General features: G+C 68.6%; 12 protein-coding genes. 7 read left to right on the top strand and 5 right to left on the bottom strand.

The features are described 5' to 3' along the window. Window positions 1–806, bottom strand: an 806-nt coding sequence (locus D7W81_RS29410; RefSeq protein WP_497747186.1) for a phosphoketolase family protein, incomplete at its 3' end; no start/stop codon positions are given. Window positions 807–1,038: 232 nt separating this feature from the next. Here D7W81_RS29410 and D7W81_RS29405 point away from each other — a divergent pair. Then, window positions 1,039–2,508: an ELWxxDGT repeat protein gene (locus D7W81_RS29405; RefSeq protein ID WP_120558713.1), complete on the top strand. Its 1,470-nt coding sequence runs from the start codon at window positions 1,039–1,041 to the stop codon at window positions 2,506–2,508. Between the two features lie 63 nt (window positions 2,509–2,571). Here the strand turns inward: D7W81_RS29405 and D7W81_RS29400 are convergent, their stop codons facing one another. Then, the gene (locus tag D7W81_RS29400; protein ID WP_120558712.1) at window positions 2,572–4,041 is read right to left on the bottom strand and encodes an MDR family MFS transporter; all 1,470 of its coding nucleotides are present in this window, start codon (window positions 4,039–4,041) and stop codon (window positions 2,572–2,574) included. A gap of 181 nt (window positions 4,042–4,222) precedes the next feature. Here D7W81_RS29400 and D7W81_RS29395 point away from each other — a divergent pair, with 181 nt between their 5' ends. The 3 genes from D7W81_RS29395 to D7W81_RS29385 all read left to right on the top strand — a co-directional run bounded on the left by D7W81_RS29395 (window position 4,223) and on the right by D7W81_RS29385 (window position 7,251). Continuing rightward, a complete protein-coding gene (locus D7W81_RS29395; protein ID WP_120558711.1) occupies window positions 4,223–5,500 on the top strand; it encodes an O-antigen ligase family protein in 1,278 nt (425 codons plus the stop codon). A 166-nt stretch (window positions 5,501–5,666) separates the two neighbouring features. Beyond that, window positions 5,667–6,353, top strand: a complete 687-nt coding sequence (locus D7W81_RS29390; RefSeq protein ID WP_158621715.1) for a DUF3472 domain-containing protein — start codon at window positions 5,667–5,669, stop codon at window positions 6,351–6,353. A 31-nt stretch (window positions 6,354–6,384) separates the two neighbouring features. After that, the gene (locus D7W81_RS29385) at window positions 6,385–7,251 is read left to right on the top strand and encodes a GNAT family N-acetyltransferase (protein ID WP_120558714.1); all 867 of its coding nucleotides are present in this window, start codon (window positions 6,385–6,387) and stop codon (window positions 7,249–7,251) included. Between the two features lie 55 nt (window positions 7,252–7,306). Here the strand turns inward: D7W81_RS29385 and D7W81_RS29380 are convergent, their stop codons facing one another. The 3 genes from D7W81_RS29380 to D7W81_RS29370 all read right to left on the bottom strand — a co-directional run bounded on the left by D7W81_RS29380 (window position 7,307) and on the right by D7W81_RS29370 (window position 11,828). Beyond that, window positions 7,307–8,404, bottom strand: a complete 1,098-nt coding sequence (locus D7W81_RS29380) for a hypothetical protein (protein ID WP_120558709.1) — start codon at window positions 8,402–8,404, stop codon at window positions 7,307–7,309. A 71-nt stretch (window positions 8,405–8,475) separates the two neighbouring features. Further along, on the bottom strand, window positions 8,476–10,653 hold the full coding sequence (locus D7W81_RS29375; protein WP_244227506.1) for a patatin-like phospholipase family protein: 2,178 nt from the start codon (window positions 10,651–10,653) through the stop codon (window positions 8,476–8,478). A gap of 113 nt (window positions 10,654–10,766) precedes the next feature. Continuing rightward, window positions 10,767–11,828 carry a glycosyltransferase family 4 protein gene (locus D7W81_RS29370; protein WP_244227507.1) on the bottom strand — a complete coding sequence of 354 codons (1,062 nt, stop codon included), beginning with the start codon at window positions 11,826–11,828 and terminating at the stop codon, window positions 10,767–10,769. 95 nt (window positions 11,829–11,923) lie between these two features. On the opposite strand from D7W81_RS29370, the gene D7W81_RS29365 reads away from it, so the two are divergent. The 3 genes from D7W81_RS29365 to D7W81_RS44225 form a co-directional block, all read left to right on the top strand. Beyond that, window positions 11,924–13,054, top strand: coding sequence for a glycosyltransferase (locus D7W81_RS29365; RefSeq protein WP_120558706.1), 1,131 nt, complete (start codon window positions 11,924–11,926; stop codon window positions 13,052–13,054). A gap of 218 nt (window positions 13,055–13,272) precedes the next feature. Continuing rightward, window positions 13,273–14,667, top strand: coding sequence for an undecaprenyl-phosphate glucose phosphotransferase (locus tag D7W81_RS29360; RefSeq protein ID WP_120558705.1), 1,395 nt, complete (start codon window positions 13,273–13,275; stop codon window positions 14,665–14,667). 99 nt (window positions 14,668–14,766) lie between these two features. Next, window positions 14,767–17,998 (top strand): GspE/PulE/PilB domain-containing protein (locus D7W81_RS44225; protein ID WP_208721494.1); only part of this gene is annotated, 3,232 nt, incomplete at its 3' end.

Raw genomic sequence — 17,998 nt, 5'->3', positions numbered from 1 at the left:
TTCTTCTCCCGGGCGTGGCGCTGGATGCGCTGGATTTCGGCGTAGAGGGTGTCGAGCACCTCCGCCATCCGCTGGTGCATGTCCTTCGGGTCGTCGCCCTCCAGGACGTAGGGCTTGTAGCCGTAGCCCTTGAAGAGAGACTCCAGCTCGTCGGGGTCGATGCGCGCGAGCACCGTGGGGTTGGCGATCTTGTACCCGTTGAGGTGCAGGATGGGCAGCACGGCGCCGTCGGTGATGGGGTTGATGAACTTGTTGGAGTGCCAGCTCGCGGCGAGCGCGCCGGTCTCCGCCTCGCCGTCGCCGACGACGCACGGGACGATGAGGTCCGGGTTGTCCAGCACGGCGCCGTACGCGTGCAGCAGCGAGTAGCCCAGCTCGCCGCCCTCGCTGATGGAGCCGGGGACCTCCGGCGCGTCGTGGCTGGGGACGCCGTAGGGCCAGGAGAACTGGCGGAACAGGCGCTTCATGCCGTCGCGGTTGCGCTCGATGTTGGGGTACAGCTCCGTGTAGGAGCCTTCGAGGAACGTGTTGGCGATGATGCCGGGCGCGCCGTGGCCGGGGCCAATGAGATACATCATGTTGGCCCGGTGGTTCCGGATGATGCGGTTCAGGTGCACGTAGATGAAGTTGAGGCCGGGCGTGGTGCCGAAGTGCCCCAGCAGGCGCGGCTTGATGTCCTCGCGGGTGAGGGGCCGCTCCAGGAGCGGGTTGTCCTTGAGGTAGATCTGCCCGACGGACAGGTAGTTCGCCGCGCGCCAGTAGGCATCGATCTTTCCAAGCTCCTCGCCACTCAGCGGACCCGCCATCTTTCATCTCCTGAAGGAGCGCCGTGCATCCCCCGGCAGCCATGGGACTCCAGCTGGCCCGCGCCATGCAATGTCTGTGATGGGAAAAGTCGGGCGCGTCGGTTTCCCGACAGCGCATCGGCCTTTGCGCAACCGTTGTGTTTACCTCAGGCTCCAGCCCTTCCAGGCCACGTTGGCAGGCATCGACACGCGTCCCACCGTCCCTTGCTTTCGTCTGACAAGGAGTTGGGAAATGCGTATGCGATTCGGGTGGGTCCTGGCGGGGTTGTCGTTCGTGGGCTGTGGTGGAGCGCAGGACCTGGAGCCGCCAGCGGCCCAGGAGCAGCAGGTCCAGGCGCGGGCGTGCACACCCGCCATGGCGGCCACCAAGGTGAAGGACCTCGTTGCTCCGGGGGATCCCTTGCCGTCGCCGTTCCGGCCGATCCCCGCGGAGCTGACGAACGTGCAGGGCACGCTCTACTTCACCGTGGACCCCTACCGGAGCACGGGTGGGCTGTGGCGCAGTGATGGCACCTCGGTGGGTACCGTGCCGGTGAGGGAGTTTCCGTTCGTGGGCCTGGACTACCGGAACTTCGCGTCCCTCACGGCCGTGGGCTCGCGGGTCTTCTTCACGATGGACGACCCGGCGGTGGGCTCCGAGCCGTGGGTGAGTGATGGCACCGCGGCGGGGACCCGGCTCGTCAAGGACATCACGCCGGGCGCTTCGGGCTCCTCCCTGTCGGACCTCACCTCGCTGGGCGGCGCGCTGACCTTCTTCCGGAACGTGGGGGGCGCGGTCGAGCTGTGGCGCTCGGACGGCACGGCGGCGGGGACGTTCCGGGTGATGGACTTCGGCTCGGCGTCGACCCGGGCCTATCCCACGCTGCGCACGGGGGGCGCGCTGCTGTTCTTCCTCCAGGACGCGACCCAGGGCACGCGCCTGTGGCGGACGGACGGCACGGTGGCGGGCACCCAACTGGTCAAGCGCGTGGACGCGGGGATCCCCTTCGTGACGGCGACGCGCGTCACCGCGAGCGGCACCGGGTTGTTCACGCTGGAGGACTCCTCCGGGACGGAGGTGTGGCGGACGGATGGTACGGCGGCGGGCACGGTGCGCCTGGACACCTTCGGCAAGCAGGCGCGGCTGCTGGGGACGCTGGGCTCCTACGTCTACCTGTCCACGCTCACCGATGATGGCGAGCGGTTGAAGCTCAATCGCCTGTCTCTCTCCGGAGGTGGGAAGGCCACGGTGACGACGCTGCCCAATGCCTTTCCTGGACAGCCGGACAACACGCCCTACGTGCAGACCTCGGCGGAGTCGGGGGGCAAGCTCTACCTGTCCATGGCGATCAGCTCGCCGGGCCCCGCGCCTCGCCAGGTCGGGCTGTGGGTGACGGACGGCACGGCGGGAGGGACGCGGCAGCTCAGCCAGAGGCTCACCACGGCCGACGAGTACAGCTCGCCCCTCTTCGACACGGGCTCCGGCACGCTGCTCTTCAGCTCCGGGGACGGCGACCTGGGGCTCATGCCGCAGGTGACGAATGGCACGCCAGCGGGCACGGGGCGCGTCACCACGTCCAGCCCAGGAGGCGAAAGGCCCGAGGAGTTCACGCGCGTGGGCAGCAAGATCTACTTCCGGGCGTACTCCGGCGTCTGGGGTAACGCGCTGTGGTCCGTGCCCGCCAACGTGACCTGCACGCCGCTGAGCGCCAGCGCGGAGTAGCACCTGGCGCGCGGCTTCGCGGACCGGGGCAGGGTCCGCGAAGCATCGCACGCAGTCCCGAGGTCAGTGGGAGGCGGGCACGTCGGACATGTTCACCGGCGTGGAGATGCGCTTCAGCTTGGGGAAGAACAGGCCCGCGATGAACGCGGCGATCATCGCCGAGCACATGATCCAGAAGTTGATGGACAGGCCCGTGTTCAGCGCGCTGCCGAGCGTCTCCAGGATGGCGGGAGCCAGCCCGCGTCCATGCTCGGGACCGAGCAGCTCCGTGGCCGCGCTGACGGGGACGCTCGGGTCCTTCATGAGCTGCGACACCAGCACGCCGCCCATCACGCCCACGCCCAGCGACCCGCCGATGGTGCGGAAGAACATGCTGCTGGCCGTGGCCACGCCGCGAAGCTCCCAGCCCACGGTGGTCTGGACCGCGACCATCGTGGCCATGGCGGCGAAGCCCAGGCCCACGCCAAACAGCCCCATGGCGATCTGCGGCACGAGCATGGAGGCCCCCGGCTTGAGCAGCAGCGCCATCAGCACGGTGCCAATGGAAGCCAGACCCAGCCCGCCGACGATGAGCGGCCGGAACCCGGTGCGGACCATGAGCCTGCCGCCAATGAGGCTCGCCAGCGGCCAGCCGACGATCATCGGAGTGATCATCCCGCCCGCCATCGTGGCGGAACCGCCGAGGACGCCCTGCACGTACAGGGGCACGTAGGTGGTCGCGCCGAACTGGGCGGCGGAGAAGAGGGCACCGGCCAGGTTGGAGATGGCGATGGTGGGAATCTTGAAGATGCCCATCGGGATGATGGGCTCGGCGGCGCGAAGCTCCACGAACACGAACGCGGTGAGGAGCAGGGCGGCGACGGGCAGGGCGAGCAGTGTCCGCCCCGAACCCTGCACGCCGAACAGCAGCGCCACCACGCCCGAGGCCAGCAGCGCCGCGCCGGCGTAGTCGAGCCGGGCCCGCGCCTTGGGCTTGAGCTGCTCGTGGAAGAACGCGACGAGCAGCACCATGGACGCGATGCCGATGGGGATGTTGATGAAGAAGATCCAGTGCCACGTGAGGTACTTCACGATGAGGCCACCGGTGAGCGGCCCCGCGAGGCCGGCGAGACCCCACACCGCGCTGAACGCGCCCTGGACCTTCCCGCGCTGCTCCAGCGTGTAGATGTCCCCGATGATGGTGATGGCGATGGGCTGCATGGCACCGGCGCCCAGGCCCTGAAGGACGCGGAAGGCGATGAGCATGTTCATCGACGTGGAGAGGCCGCACGCGATGGAGGACGCGAGGAACAGGGTGCTGCCGAAGAGGATGATGGGCTTGCGGCCGTAGAGATCGGCGAGCTTCCCGTAGATGGGGACGGTGATGGTGGACGACAGCATGTACGCGGTGAAGACCCACGCGTAGTGCTGGATGCCGCCCAGGTCGCTGACCACCGTGGGCATGGCGGTGGAGACGACGGTCATCTCCAGCGCGGCCACGAAGAGGGACAGCGCCAGAGCCAGGGTGGTGAACGGTCGATGGGTGGTGCGCATGGCGGAAGGGGGGACCCGGGAAAGGCCCCTGGGTAACGCGTGCCCGTCCGGACCGCCAACGTCAAGCGCGTGAAAAGTGGCGATGGGCGCCAGTGCCGGGGATTCCAGGTCCAGTCCGCAAGGGCAGGGGAGCACGAGGTGGGATAGGGTCCGGCCGCCTCGCGAGTTCGAGGCGCACGGCATGGTCACGGACACGAACACGGTCAAGGCAGGGCGCTGGAGGACGGCGGTCGCCGCGGTGTTGGGGCTCTACGCGGTGGGGCTGGTGCTGGCGGAGGCGGTGCTCCAGGCCGGAGCCATCCTGGCCACGGCGCTGGCCCTGGCGCTGGCGGTGACGAAGCGCCTGCGGCTGGAGAAGGACGTCAGGGCGTTCGTGCTGGCGAGCGTCGCCCTGTGTGTCTGGCAACTCCTCTCCCCAGCGGTGGCGCTGATGACGGGAGCCGCGACGAAGTGGCCCCGGGGCGCGAGGTACGGCCAGGCGCTGGACACGGTGGCGGCGGCGGCAGTCGCCTGCATCGGGACGCTGGGAGTGCCGTGGCTGATGCTGGGAGGCCTCATCGCGGGAGGCTGGCTGGCAGCGGCGGCGCTGGGCTTCTTCCAGCACCGCGTGCCCTGGCCCTGGGAGCCCCCGAAGTTCACGAAGCTGAACCTGTCGCGCCTGCACGAGAACTTCGGAACGGAGGAGAACCCGAGGTACGCGGCGGGAGGCTTCTTCTTCCACCGGCTGCGGTTCGCGCACGGGGCCATTGCCGTGTTGGGCCCGGCGCTGGCGGTGATCGGCCGGTCGAAGGTGACGAGGCGGCGGGTGCTGGCCGGGGTGATGGTGCTGGGGCTGCTGCTGTCCATCTACGGAGCGTTCGCGCGAGCAGCGTTGGGAGCGGCGCTGGGCGTGTGCGTGCTGGCGCTGCTGCTGTTGCTACGGGGGACGGCAAGGAAGGCCGGGCTCGGAGTGGCGGTGGCGCTGGTGATCCTGGTGCTGCTGACGCCCGCGTGGAGGGAGCGGTTCGGCAAGGCGGTAGACAACCTCTTCGGCAGCGGAGAGCGCTCGCTGGCAATGTCCGTGGGCTGGCGCCTGGTGCGTGAGCACCCCTGGGTGGGCGTGGGTTTCGGCAATCACAAACCCGCGGCCCTGGCGACGCAGGCGGAGACAGGCATCACGGACCTGCTGGCCACGGACTCGCACAACATCTGGCTGACGGCCTGGGCGGAGACAGGGCTCGTGGGCTTGGTGTTGCTGGCGACGATGCACGGCCTGTTGGCCAGGGCGTTGATCCGAAGGCACCGGGCAGGCTCCATTCCCGCCACGGGAGCGCTGCTGTCCTTCGTGGGCTTCCACGTGCTGGCCCTGGTGCACTACCTGCCGTTCCACCCCAGCGTGCACCTGTCGTTCATGCTCATCTGGGGGCTGGGGCTATGCTGGTACGGCCAGGACAGTCAGGAATCAGTGAAACCAGGGTAGTTGGAAAGGAATGTCTTGACGGACGTGGGTGGACTGGCCAGAGAGCGGCGCCATGACCCGATTCCTTCAAGTGCTGACTCCCTTCTGTCTGGGTTCCCTCCTTGCCTGTGGCGGGACTGAGCCGCGGGCTGAGACAGAGACGCTGGCGACCACCTCGCAGTCCCTGGTGAAGGTCAACCAGACGTATTCCTATTGGGACGTGCAGAATGTGCCGGCTCAGGGGCTCTACAACTTCGACCTGACCATCTTCCCGTCGAACGACCCGGCCGCGGACGCGACCCACGTCGCCCCCTGGTACTTCTATGCCGCGCAGTTCGCCTTCAAGACGGGAGGCGACGCGGGGTACATCGGCATCCAGACGGACCCCAACGGGAAGCGCGCCGTGTTCTCCATCTGGGGAGCCAATGGCGCGACCTGCTCGAACGTGAGCGGCGCCATCTGCCAGCCGTTCTCGCACGAAGGGGTGGGGTACCAGACCCTGGTGCCGTTCAACTGGGTGGCCGGGCAGTACTACCGCGTGCGCGTCTGGCAGAACGGAGCGGACGCACAAGGGGAATGGTGGCTGGGCGTCATCATCAACGACAGCACCCAGACCGAAACCGTGGTCGGCCGGATCCGCGTACCGTGGGGCCGCAACTGGCTCAGTGGCTCCATCATCAACTGGGTGGAGTGGTATGGCCCTGGCACGGAGAACTGCCCCCAGCTCACGCCGTCCACGGTCTACTTCGCGCCGCCCAAGGGGAACGCCGGCACGCTCACTGCGCCGCCGCCCTACAACACGACGGGGCAGGGGCCGTGCGCGTCGGACATCAGCGTGTATGGTGAGTGGATGCGGCACCACAACGGCTGGTGAGCCTTCTCCCAGGCACACTCGGAGCTGAATGATGGACCTCCACACGGTCACCCGGATCGGACCGCAAGACAGGGCCTTGCAGGAGCTGTTCTGCGACTACGTGCCCCAGGTGTTCCGCCGTGCGGACTTCCGTCGCTGGCGCGAATGGGGCGAATGGAACGACGACTACCGCGCGTTCGCCCTGATCGAGTCCGGGCGTGTGGTGGCCAATGCCTCCGTGATGCAGATGCGTTTGCGGTTGGAGGGGCGCGAGGTGACGGGCTACCAGTTCGGCGCCGTGGGGTGTTTGCCGTCACATCGAGGGAGAGGCCTGTCACGGGTGGTCATGAACGCCGCGCTGGACGCATGTGGGGATGCGCCCGTGCTGCTCTTCGCCAACCCCAAGGTGCGCCAGTTCTACCCGCGCTTCGGGTTCCAGCCGCAGATGCAGACGCTGTTCGCCGCCACGTACGACGCCGTGCCGGAAGGCCCACCCGCGCCCACGCTCAATCTGGATGACGCGGAGGTGCGCGCCGGGCTCGCCGCGCTTTCCAGCGAGGGTCTCCCCTCAACCGAGCGTTTCGGCGCGCGGGGCTACGCGACGGTGGCGAGCTGGCCCGTGGCCAATGGTTTCGCGCGGCCATTGCGCCAGCTGGGAACGGAGGCCTGGGTGTTCGCGGGAGTCGAAGGTGAGACGCTGTACCTCGATGACGTCTTCGCCCGTGAACCCTTCGACCTGCGGGCCTGGATCCCCCGGTTGATTGACCAACCCATCCGGTCCATCCGGTTTGGCTTCACTCCGGAGCGCTACTGGCCGGGGGCTGCGCCGGCCGGGGAGGACACGGAGGCTGACCTCTTCGTGCGCAATCTGCCGCTCTCACAAGAGGCCAACCGTTTCCCGATCATGGCCCACACGTAACACCAGGCCCGCTGGGAGGTTCAAACCTGTCCGGCTGTCGGACAGGCTCTGAGGCTCAGGGACAGAGCCGCTCGACCGACTTGATCCGCACCGCTCCGTCGACGTTCGGGTCGTTGGTCTGGTCGCCGATGGCGATGGTGCCGGTCGCCGAGAAGTTGTTCCGCGTGAGCTTCGCGACGCCGTCGACGCTCACCGTCGCCACCTTCGCGGCATCCACCGCGAGTTCGTAGACGTGATACGCGCCATCTGTCACGGCGAACGCCGAGGACTGGGTGTCATCCGCCCAGCCAATCGCCGCGCTGTCCAGGTAGATCATCTGCGAGCGATCCGCGGAGTTACCGAAAGGCGGGGTGAAGCTCCCCATGATGGCCGCGCCGCTGTCCAGCGAGTTGTGGTTGTTCGCCGACTCGACTTGCATCGTCACGCGGATCTTGACCGGCTTCGTTGCGTCAAACGCATTCGCCCGTGTGATGAGCAACTGCCCGCTCGTTCGACCGCCGACGGTCGTCGACGTCGCGAGGCGGACGTAGCCGTCGCCGTACGTAATCTCGTTCGGCGCCTGCGCGACCGTCGCCCAGCCCTGCTCCGCGATGTCGACGCCGCCGACCAGCAGCGGAACGCTCGGACGCGGTGTCCACGTCGTCGTCGACGTCGCGGGCGTGCACACTTCGCAGGCATTCGCCGGGTTTGGCGTCCCCTCGGAGTAGACCGTGCCGTCGATGAGGCACTTCGCGCTGCACGCGTTGGCCGAGCAGATCTGTCCCGTGCCGCAGGCCGTCCCGTCCGCGAGCGGCGTCCACGTGGTCGCGGATGTCGTAGGCGTGCACTGCTCGCACGCGTTCGCAGGGTTCACCGCTCCAGACGCGACCTGCAGGTCGCCGATCCGACAGACCGCGACGCAGACGCCGGCCTCACATGCCTCGGTGGTCGTACAAGCCTGGTCGCACCCGCCACAGTGAGCCGGGTCGCTGTCGGTGCTCACACAGGTATCACCGCACTGCGTGGTGCCAGCGTCGGTGCACATTTCAGGCACCGAGGCATCCGGCACCGAGGCGTCGGGTGTCCCGCCGGGGTTGGGGGAATCGTCACTGCAAGCGGCGAAGAAGCCGAGCATGACCACACAGGAGAGAGCGATGGAACGAATGGAGATCATGAATGTAGGTGACTTTCCGCCCGCGCCACGGATCGCAGGAGGGTCCGATCCTGGTGATTCGCGAGGAGTTATCAGAGTCCAAGCTCCAGGCCGATGCCTGGGGCCACGGACCAGAGCGTCTTCCGAGTGCTGCTTCCCGGATACCACTCGCCGACCACCTGGGCGCGGAGGAACTCCAGGAACGTGATGCCCACGAGCGCCTGGACGACGGGCCGCGAGCACGCGGTCACGTGGCTGGCGCCGCCGTCCGTGCAGTGGTTCGTCCCGTAGTCGTCGTTCGCGCTGAACAACCAGCCGGCGCGAAGCGCGAGCCGGCTCTGGGAGAGGAAGGTCTGCTCCGAGCGGGGCTGGAGCTCCAGTCCGCCCGTGAGCACCACGCCGAAGGGATCACTGCTGCTGCCGGAGGAGAGGACGTCCTCGAGTCCCCGGAACCCGACCGCACCCGCGAAGCGAAGTCCGGACGACAGCGGCAACGCGGAGGCTCCGACGCTCAGGCCCACCTCGCTCTCCGTGGGCCCCATGGTGACGTGCAGCGACAGACGCTGGGGCTCATAGCTGATGCTGTCCACCGCGAGCTTGCTGGCGAAGCGGACCGTGGGCTTGTCGGAAGGGGGCTGCGCCTCCGCGAGCCGGAGGGCGGCGGCTCCGAGTGAATGGCGGATGCGCAGGACGGCGAGATCCCCCCGGCCCTTCGGCACGCCGAGGTCGCGGAAGCTGAAGCCATAGGCTCCGAGCAGTCGCATCGAATACGCCAGTTCCGATTCGTTGTCGGCCTGCTTCCATTTCGGCCATTCGTCAGGCTGGAGACCGGGGACCCTGGGCGGCGGCTGTCCCGCGAGGGCTCGGTCACAGTGCGTGTTGCGCCAGGCGCCAGCGGGGGCTGTCACCTCGGGCTTGCTACAGGCGTCGTAGAGCTGGTCCAGGGACATCTGCAGCAGCGCCCGGAAGTCCGCCAGCGCTTCGCCCTGACACAGCTGCTCCGCGCCCGGTGAGGCGTCATAGACGGCGCTCATGCAAGCGAAGGGCTGCCATCCGCCAAGGCCATCCATCGCCGTCGCGCGTGGCTTTTCGGCCTGCGTCCGTCCTTCCCGGAACGCGTCATCCATCATCCGGCGGGCGTCATACATGCCCAGGTAGAAATCAAAGACACGGAAGCTGGTTTCGAAGAAGCCCAGGAACGCGAACAGGGGCGCACCGGCAGCGGGAAAATGCCGACGGGGAAGGGTGAGGCGCTTGGCGATCTCTGGCTCCTCCTCCAGGAGCATGGCCAGTTCCTTCGACCGCGCTGTGTCCACGAAGGTGGCCAGGAGCTCCGCGAGCGTGGCGGGCAGGGAGGTGGGACCGGCGTCCGCCTGGGTACGGGGAGCAACCGGATACTCGGTGGCGTCCGGGTCGATGAAGGCGAATGCGACGCCCGGAGGCGTCGTGCGCACATCTGGCTGTGGAACCGGACGCCACTCCAGCTTGCCGTCCGCTGTTTCGCGCAGGCCGTCCCGCGCGAGCCCTACAGCCAGACGAAGAGGGGTGTTGTCGAAGACGCCGCCGTCGATGAAGAGCTCCCGCCGCGCATCGGCTGGCAGGCAGACCCCAAGCTTCGTGGAGGCAGTCGGTGCGCAGGTGCGCAGGGGCTGGGGCGGGAACGCGATGGGGAAGGACATGGACGCGAGGAGCAGCTCGCGCAGATGCGCGAAGGGGATCTCCCCCTGCTCGTCGGTCTCCAGCAGCAATTCCAGACGCCGGCCCTCGCGGGTCGTGTAGTTGGTCGCGCGAGGAGGACGTCCCGGACCGCGTCCCTGGATGCGGATGGCGAACTTCTCCTCGAGCCGCGGCAGGTCAAGCCGTCCACTCGCAGCCTTGAGGGCACGAGGCGAGAGGCGCGTCGTCGAGACACCGAGCACCACGTCGCAGGACGAATCCAGGCCACGATTCCATGCCTGTTCGATGTGGCCAGCGCGCCGTTCCAGGGCCTCGCGGGAGAAGACACCGAGTGGCGTCGTCGAGGACGGGACGAACAGGTCGTTGAACCCGATGGGAACCCAGATGTCCCAAAACAGGGATTGGCCCGGAGTGGGGGCATCCACACCACAGGTCGCCATCACCGCCAGCAGAGCGTTGAGGCTCCCAGCGGATGCACCTGTTACAAGCCGCAGGTCCACGGCGCGCTCTCCCTGCGACGACGTCCCCGAGTAATACAGAAGCCCGGCCTCATACGCCCCCAGGGACACGCCGCCACTCACGGTCAGCGACACGGCTCTCGGGGATGACGATTGGAGTGGGATGAGGCCCTGGGCCGTCGCGTTCGATGCGACGAGGAGCAGCACACAGGTGAGGCTACGGGTCAGCAGGGTGCACACTCGTGACCTCAGGAAGCGTTCGTCCGGGTGACGCGTCGGTAGACGCCCAAAGTCTGTACAGCACAGGTGTCCCAGGTGAAACGCGCGGCCCGCTCCCTGCCCAGTTCAATCAGTTCCCTGCGCTGTGTGTCGTCACGCAGGATTCGCAGCGTGGCTTCGCGCCATGCGTTGAAATCATCGGGAGCAATTCGGATCGCCGCGTTGCCCACGACCTCCGGCAGTGCCGTTGCATCCGCTGCGATGACCGGACATCCCGCCGCCATGGCTTCCAGGGCTGGCAATCCAAAGCCCTCGTATTTTGACGGCACCAGGAGCGCGGCCGCTGCACCGTAGAACAACGCCATCTCCGACTCAGGCAGTTGCTCCAGGTCGATGACGTTCTCGTGCAGACCTGTCTCATGTGCCACCGCGCCCTTGCCCGCGAGCAGCACCAGCGGCACCGGCAGGTCCTCCGCGAACTTCGCCAGCATCGCCAGGTTCTTGAAGGGTTTGGCATTGCCGACAACCGCCACGTATCGCTCCGGCAACTCATGCCGCTCGCGAAACGCCTGCGCTTCACGAGCCGTGGGCGGTTCGAACCGCGAGTCCACACCGTTGTGGATCACCTGGAACCGGTACGGTGACATCATCAAATACTTCCCCAGTTCCTCCCGGGAGAAGTCAGACACGGTGATCAACGCCGAAGCCAGCCGCGCCCGGGGCCCCACTACGGCCTTGTAATAAATGGCCTGCACCGGCGTGTACTGGTCCGCCAACGCCAGGTGGTTCGCGTCGTGCAACGTCGCCACCAACTTCCCCGGCCAGAACAGCGGCAGCGAGAACGACGTCGCGTGGAACAGGTCCGGCTTCAGCTTCGTCAGCTCGTACGCGAGCAGGGGCTGCTCCGTCGGTGACAGGTACCCCGCCCTGGACCGGTGCAGCGGAATCTTCGGCGTCAGTTCGCCCAGGTCGTCCGGTAGACCCTTCGCGGGCACCAGCGCGGAGAACTCCAGGTCCGGGGCCAGGGCGGGCAGACGGCGCGCCAGCTCCAGCGCGTACCTCGCGATGCCGTGGAGCTGACCGCGCACCATTCTCAGGTCGAGGAGGACAGAAGGCACGCTTCCTGGCCTACCACACGCGGCCTTCCCCCCGCACCGCCGCGCATCCAGTGATAGAAGGCCCACCCGTGAAGGTCGCCCTCGTCCACGACTGGCTCGTCACCCACCGCGGCGGAGAGCGCGTCCTCGACGCCCTCTGCGAACTGTTCCCCAGCGCGGACCTCTACACCCTCATCCACCAGCCGGGCAGCCAGCCCCCTCGCATCGAGAACCGGCGCATCACCACGTCGTTCCTCCAGCACATCCCCGGCATCCACTCGCGCTACCGGCACTTCCTGCCGCTGTTCCCTCGCGCCATCGAAGCCCTTCGCATCACCGGCGACTACGACCTTGTCCTGTCCTCCAGCCACTGCGTCGCCAAGGGCATCCACGCGCCTCCCGGTGTGCCCCACCTGAGCTACGTCCACGCTCCCATGCGGTACATGTGGGACCTGTTCGACGCGTACTTCGGCCCCGGCCGCACCCGCCTCCCCGTGCGCGCCGCCGCCCTCGCCGTGCGCCCCTACCTCCAGCACTGGGACCGCAGCTCCACCGATGGCGTGGACCGCATCGTCGCCAACTCGCAGCACATCGCCGGGAAGATCCGCCGCTTCTGGGGCCGCGAGGCCTCCGTCGTCCCGCCTCCCGTGGAGCTGGAGCGCTTCACCCAGATGCCCCTCGAAGGGGGAGGGCAGGGCGGCTACTTCCTGTGGCTCGGCGCCTTCGCCCCCTACAAGCGCCTGGACGTCGCCCTGGAGGCCTTCCGCACCCTGGACACCCCCCTGTGGGTCGTGGGCACGGGACAGGAGGCCTCGCGCCTCACGTCGGGTCCGCTTCCGCCCCACATCCGCTTCCTCGGCAACGTGCCCGACAGCGCGCTCCCCGCCCTCTACCGCGACGCCCGCGCGCTCCTCTTCACCCCGGAGGAGGACTTCGGCATCACTCCCCTGGAGGCCCAGGCCACCGGGCGCCCCGTCATCGCCTTCGGCAAGGGCGGCGCCCTGGAGACCGTCACCCCGAAGACGGGCCTCTTCTTCCCGGAGCAGACCCCCGCGTCGCTCGCCGCCGCCGTGCGCCAGTTCGACGCGTGGGAGTCCTCCTTCCGCCCCCAGGACGCCCGCGCCCAGGCCGAGCGCTTCAGCCGCTCCCGCTTCCAGCAGGCCATCCAGGCGGAGGTGGACTCCCTCCTGGGCCTGTCCCGCACGTCCCCAGCGGTGTGACAGCACTGTCCGCCCCGTCCCCACTTTCCCGAGGCCTGCCTGCTCGGTATGTCGGTTTGTGTCCGCTGCCCTGCGGTCCAACCGGTTGGATTCACGGGAAAACCCATGCTAGGACGCCGCTCCGGGGGAGGGGTCCGGGCGCCTGAACGCGCCTGGGGTTGAGGGTGCGTGTCTTGCATCCGACGGCCCGTCTTCGTCCCCCGACAGGAGTCATCGCGGTGTTCGGTCGCCTGCAGCGCTTCTACACGTCCATCAAGGTCGCCGCCGACGCGGGGATGCTCGGTGTGGCGTTCGTGCTCGCGTACTTCACCCGCTTCAGCGGCGTGTTCCCCATCACCGAGGGCGTCCCGCCCCCGGCCGAGACGTTCGTCTCCCTGGTGATGGTGCTCGTCATCTTCCCGATGACGTTCCAGCGGGCGCGGCTGTACGCGACCAACCGCGCGCGCTCGCACATGGGGGAGCTGTTCGAGCTCTTCAAGGCCACCATCACCGCGACGCTCGTCCTGGTGGCGGTGACGTACTTCATCCGCGAGCGCTACTCGCGCCTCACGCTGGCCATCTTCGTCATCTACGCGTTCACGCTCATTGCCGTGTCGCGCATGGCCATGCGCCACCTGCTCAGCGTGGTGCGCCGGCGCGGCTACAACCTCAAGTCCATCCTCGTCATCGGCGAGGAGGAGCTGGGGCTGCGCACCATCGAGACCGTGGAGAGCCACCGCGAGCTGGGCTTCCGCGTGACGGGCGTGCTGGCGCTGAAAGAAGAGAAGGTCGGCCAGTGGGTGGGCGGCGTGCGCGTGGTGGGCCACGTGGGCGAGGTGGAGGCCTACCTGGATGCCCACCCCGTGGATCAGGTCATCATCGCCGTGCCGCTGGAGGACCAGGCGCGCGTGAAGCCGCTGATGGAACAGCTGGCGCTGCGCACCGTGGACGTCAAGGTGGTGCCGGACCTGTACCAGTACATCACCCTGTACGGCGGCCTGGAGGAGTTCGGCGGCCTGCCCATCATCAGCCTCCAGGGCGACCCCATGGACGGCTGGAGCCGCGTGGCCAAGCGCGTGTTCGACGTGCTGTTCTCGCTGCTGGCCATCGCCGTGAGCGCGCCGATGATGGTGTTCACCGCGCTGCTCGTGCGCTTCACCAGCAAGGGCCCCATCCTCTACCGCCAGGAGCGGATGGGCATGGACGGGCGGACCTTCCACATCCTCAAGTTCCGCACCATGCGCGTGGATGCCGAAGCGAAGGGCGCCACCATGGCGAGCGCGGTGGATGCGCGCCGTACGCCGGTGGGCACGTTCCTGCGCAAGTACTCGCTGGATGAGCTGCCGCAGTTCTTCAACGTGCTCCGGGGCGACATGAGCCTCGTGGGCCCGCGTCCGGAGCGGCCCGTCTTCATCGAGGAGTTCAAGCGCCAGATTCCGCGCTACCACCTGCGCCACAAGGTGAAGGCGGGCATCACCGGCTGGGCGCAGATCAACGGCCTGCGCGGCCAGACGTCCATCCAGAAGCGCATCGAGTACGACCTGTACTACATCGAGAACTGGTCGCTCCTGATGGACCTGAAGATCCTCCTGCGCACCGCGCTGGGCGGCTTCCTGTCGAAGAACGCGTACTGAGCGGAGTAGCGGCAAGCAGGCGGGCAGGACGGGCGCGCAGGTCGTATTCTTGCGCACCCTCTCATTGGCACCGCGAAGCCGTCTAGACTGCGGGCCGACATGGCCGACAAGCTGGGATTGACGCTGGTCCGCAAGGGCCTCCTGACGCAGGCGCAGCTCGACCAGGGCATGAGCGCGCAGCTCGTGCACGGAGGCCGGTTGGGCTCCCGGCTCGTGGAGCTGGGGTTCCTGGACATCGAGACGGTGGGCATGGTGCTGGGCGAGCTGTCCCGCCTGCCTGTCGCGATGGAGGCGGACTTCGACGCCGTCACGGATGCGACGCTGAAGCTGCTCACCGCGGATCAGGCGGAGAAGCACCAGGCGTTCCCGCTGGCGGTGGAGGGCCGGCGGCTGAAGGTCGCGCTGGCCAACCCGCTGGACCTGCAGACCACGGATGCGCTCGGGTTCATCACCGGGATGCGCATCGTCCCGTACGTGGTGCCGGAGCTGCGGCTGTTCCGCTACCTGAACCTGCGCTACGGCATCGACCGGCCGACGCGCCCGCTGAAGCCGGCCGTCCCGTTGCCCGCGCGCCGCTCGCTGTCCATGTCGTCGGTGGCGCCTGCCGGTGCGGCGCCGGTGGTGGTTCCGCCGCCGGCCATGCCGCCTCCGCCCGCGCCCGTGCGCGCGGAGCCCGAGGTGTCGGGGATGTTCGGCGGGCTCGCGCCGGGACAGTTCCTCAGTGATGAGTCGGAGGATCCGGCGGCCGAAGAGGATATCGCCGACGCGGCCATTGTCGGCGAGGAGCTTCCGGACATCGTGATTGGCGAGCCGATGCGTGCTCCGCCTGTCATTGAGATGGCCCGGCCCGGTGGGAGTCCTCCCGCTGGCCCGCCCCGGTTGACCATGGCGGCACAGCCTCCGGGCCTGGTGGCCCGGCAGGGTGGGGTGCCTCCGTCTGGGATTGGGATGCCGGCGGGAGCAGTCGCGGGTGGGCCTCCGCCTGGAGCAGGGGGACCCGCGCGCGCGGCGCCTCCGCCGGTCGTCGTTCCGGGAGCGCAGCCGCCTGGGATGATTGGACGCGCTGGACCCGCGGTGCCTCCGGGGACCCGGCCTTCCGCGACAGGGATTCCCACGGTGCCGAAGACGCCGCCTCCGGGCATGCGTCCTGCCGCGCCGGGGGCTCCGCCTCCGGTGGGGCCGCGTCCGGTGGGGCCTCCGGGCGCCCCCCTGCCGCCGGGAATGGTCCGCGCCGGGCCGCCGCCGGGCATGCCTCCTGGCGCGGCGCCCCGGCCCGCCCCGGGGATGCCTCCGCCCGTGATGACGGCTCCGGTTGGCGCGGGCCCTGTTCCTCCGGGACAGCGTCCTCCGACGGGGCCTGGGGTTCCTCCAGGTGCACGTCCCATGGGGCCTCCGGGCGCCGTTCCTCCGAATGCCGCGCAGGCACGGCCTGCGCAGCCGCCTCCCGGAGCACCGCTGCGCCAGGGACCTCCGTCTGGAGCCGTGGCGCCGGTCGCCGTGGGGCCCACCGGGCCGGCCGCCGCCGCGATGCCTCCCGCCGGTGTGCCGCCGCGTCCCGGAGCGAATGCTCAAGGGCCTTCTGGTCCTCCGAATGCCACACCGGTCAGCCGGCGTCCGTCGGGCACCGTGTCTGCCCTGACGAGCCCTCCTGGAGGGAACGCTCCGGTGGCGCCGGTCCAAAGCCTGAGTCCTGTCGTTGCGCTGTCTTCGGTGGGAGCGCAGCCTCCTCCCACCGCAACGGCCTCGAGCGCACCGTCGGCTGACCTGGGTGGGGAGTGGGCGGACGCCTTCGCGGAGGTTCCTTCCACGAAGCCGCCACCCGCTGTCTCCAATCCCTCCGAGAATGCCCCGCCGGCCGCTGTTGCTTCTGTGCGCGCGCCGGAGACGCAGCCGGCCGCGAAGCCTGCTCCCGCCGCACCGCCGTCCCAGACCGCGTCGTTGTCCGAGCTGGTGCTGGACGCCGAGCTCCTCGAAGACTCCGACGTCAGCCTGAGCCCCGAGTCGTTCAACGCCGCGCCTATCGCGGCCCCTGCCGAGAAGGCGTCTGAGCCCGCCGCCGCGGTCCTGACCGGGGATGATCTCTCCGACGACGACATCCTCGAAGACGTGGACGCCGTGTCCACGGAGTCGGCCAAGGCCGCCGCCAAAGCCTCGGACGTTGTCGAAGCCATGGCCGTGATGTCCGCGGAGCCGCCCAAGGCCGCCGCCGAAGCCTCGGACGTCCTCGAAGACGTGGACGTCATGTCCGCCGAGCCGCATGAAGCTGCCAAGGCGCCCCAGCTCACGGACCTTCTTGAAGGCGCCGACGTCATGTCCGCCGAGCCGCATGCGGAAGCCAAGGCCGACGCCGAAGCCACGGATGTCCTCGAAGACGTCGACGTGATGTCCGCCAGGCCGCATGAAAAGGCTAAAGCCACCGAAGCCACGGACATCCTTGATGACCTGGATGTTCTGTCCGCCAGGCCGCATGAAGAGGCCAAGGCCACCGAAGCCACGGACATCCTTGATGACCTGGATGTTCTGTCCGCCAGGCCGCATGAAGAGGCCAAGGCCACAGAGCCCAAGGCCGTCCTCGAAGACGTGGACGCGATGGCCGCCGAGCCGCATGCGGAGGCCACGGCCGCCGAAGCCACGGACATCCTCGACGATCTGGACGTCCTGTCCGCCGAGCCGCATGAAGAGGCCAAGGACTCCAAGCCCACGGACGTCCTCAATGACTTGGACGTGATGTCCGCCAAGCCGCATGCGGAGGCCAAGGACTCCAAGCCCACGGCCGCCCTCAATGACTTGGACGTCCTGTCCTCAGAGCCGCATGAAGAGGCCAAGGACTCCAAGCCCACGGCCGCCCTCGAAGCTGTGGACGTGATGGCCGCCGAGCCGCACGAGCCTGTGTGGGACGCCGCTCCCAGCGCACCCACGTCCGCCATCGCCGTGGAATCGAAGGAGCCCGTCTCCGCCCTGGTGGAGTCGCTGAAGCCCGAGGCTGTTCCGGAAGCGCCCATCGCCGTCGAAGCCGCGAAGCCGGAGCCCCTTCCCGTCGAGGCGTCCATCTCCACGGCGCCTGCCCCTGAAACGGATCAACCGGCAGCGCCCGAGTCCGCAGATGCGCCGGCAGTGTCTGTCATTGCCACGCAGGACGCTGAAGCCGACACGCTCGAATTCAGCCTGGCCGGAGATTCGCCCAAGCCCTCCGCGACTCCTCCTGACTCCGCCGAGTCCTGGCAGGTCGCCGCCGCGCCGAAGGCCGAAGCCCCGAGCCCCGCGCCCACCGAGGATCGCCTGGCCGACATCCCGCCGGAATTCGAGGTCGCCCTCGTCTCCAGCTCCGAAC

The organism is Corallococcus aberystwythensis (assembly GCF_003612165.1).
GTDB classification, from domain to species: domain Bacteria; phylum Myxococcota; class Myxococcia; order Myxococcales; family Myxococcaceae; genus Corallococcus; species Corallococcus aberystwythensis.
The sequence above is the reverse complement of the archived record's forward strand: the minus strand, read 5'-3'. Positions and strand labels throughout refer to the sequence as shown.

Excerpts from the sequence above, each read along its gene's own strand:
- D7W81_RS29405 (WP_120558713.1), top strand. The coding sequence starts at position 1,039 with ATGCGTATGCGATTCGGGTGGGTCCTGGCGGGGTTGTCGTTCGTGGGC.
- D7W81_RS29400 (WP_120558712.1), bottom strand. The coding sequence starts at position 4,041 with ATGCGCACCACCCATCGACCGTTCACCACCCTGGCTCTGGCGCTGTCC.
- D7W81_RS29395 (WP_120558711.1), top strand. The coding sequence starts at position 4,223 with ATGGTCACGGACACGAACACGGTCAAGGCAGGGCGCTGGAGGACGGCG.
- D7W81_RS29385 (WP_120558714.1), top strand. The coding sequence starts at position 6,385 with ATGGACCTCCACACGGTCACCCGGATCGGACCGCAAGACAGGGCCTTG.
- D7W81_RS29380 (WP_120558709.1), bottom strand. The coding sequence starts at position 8,404 with ATGATCTCCATTCGTTCCATCGCTCTCTCCTGTGTGGTCATGCTCGGC.
- D7W81_RS29370 (WP_244227507.1), bottom strand. The coding sequence starts at position 11,828 with ATGGTGCGCGGTCAGCTCCACGGCATCGCGAGGTACGCGCTGGAGCTG.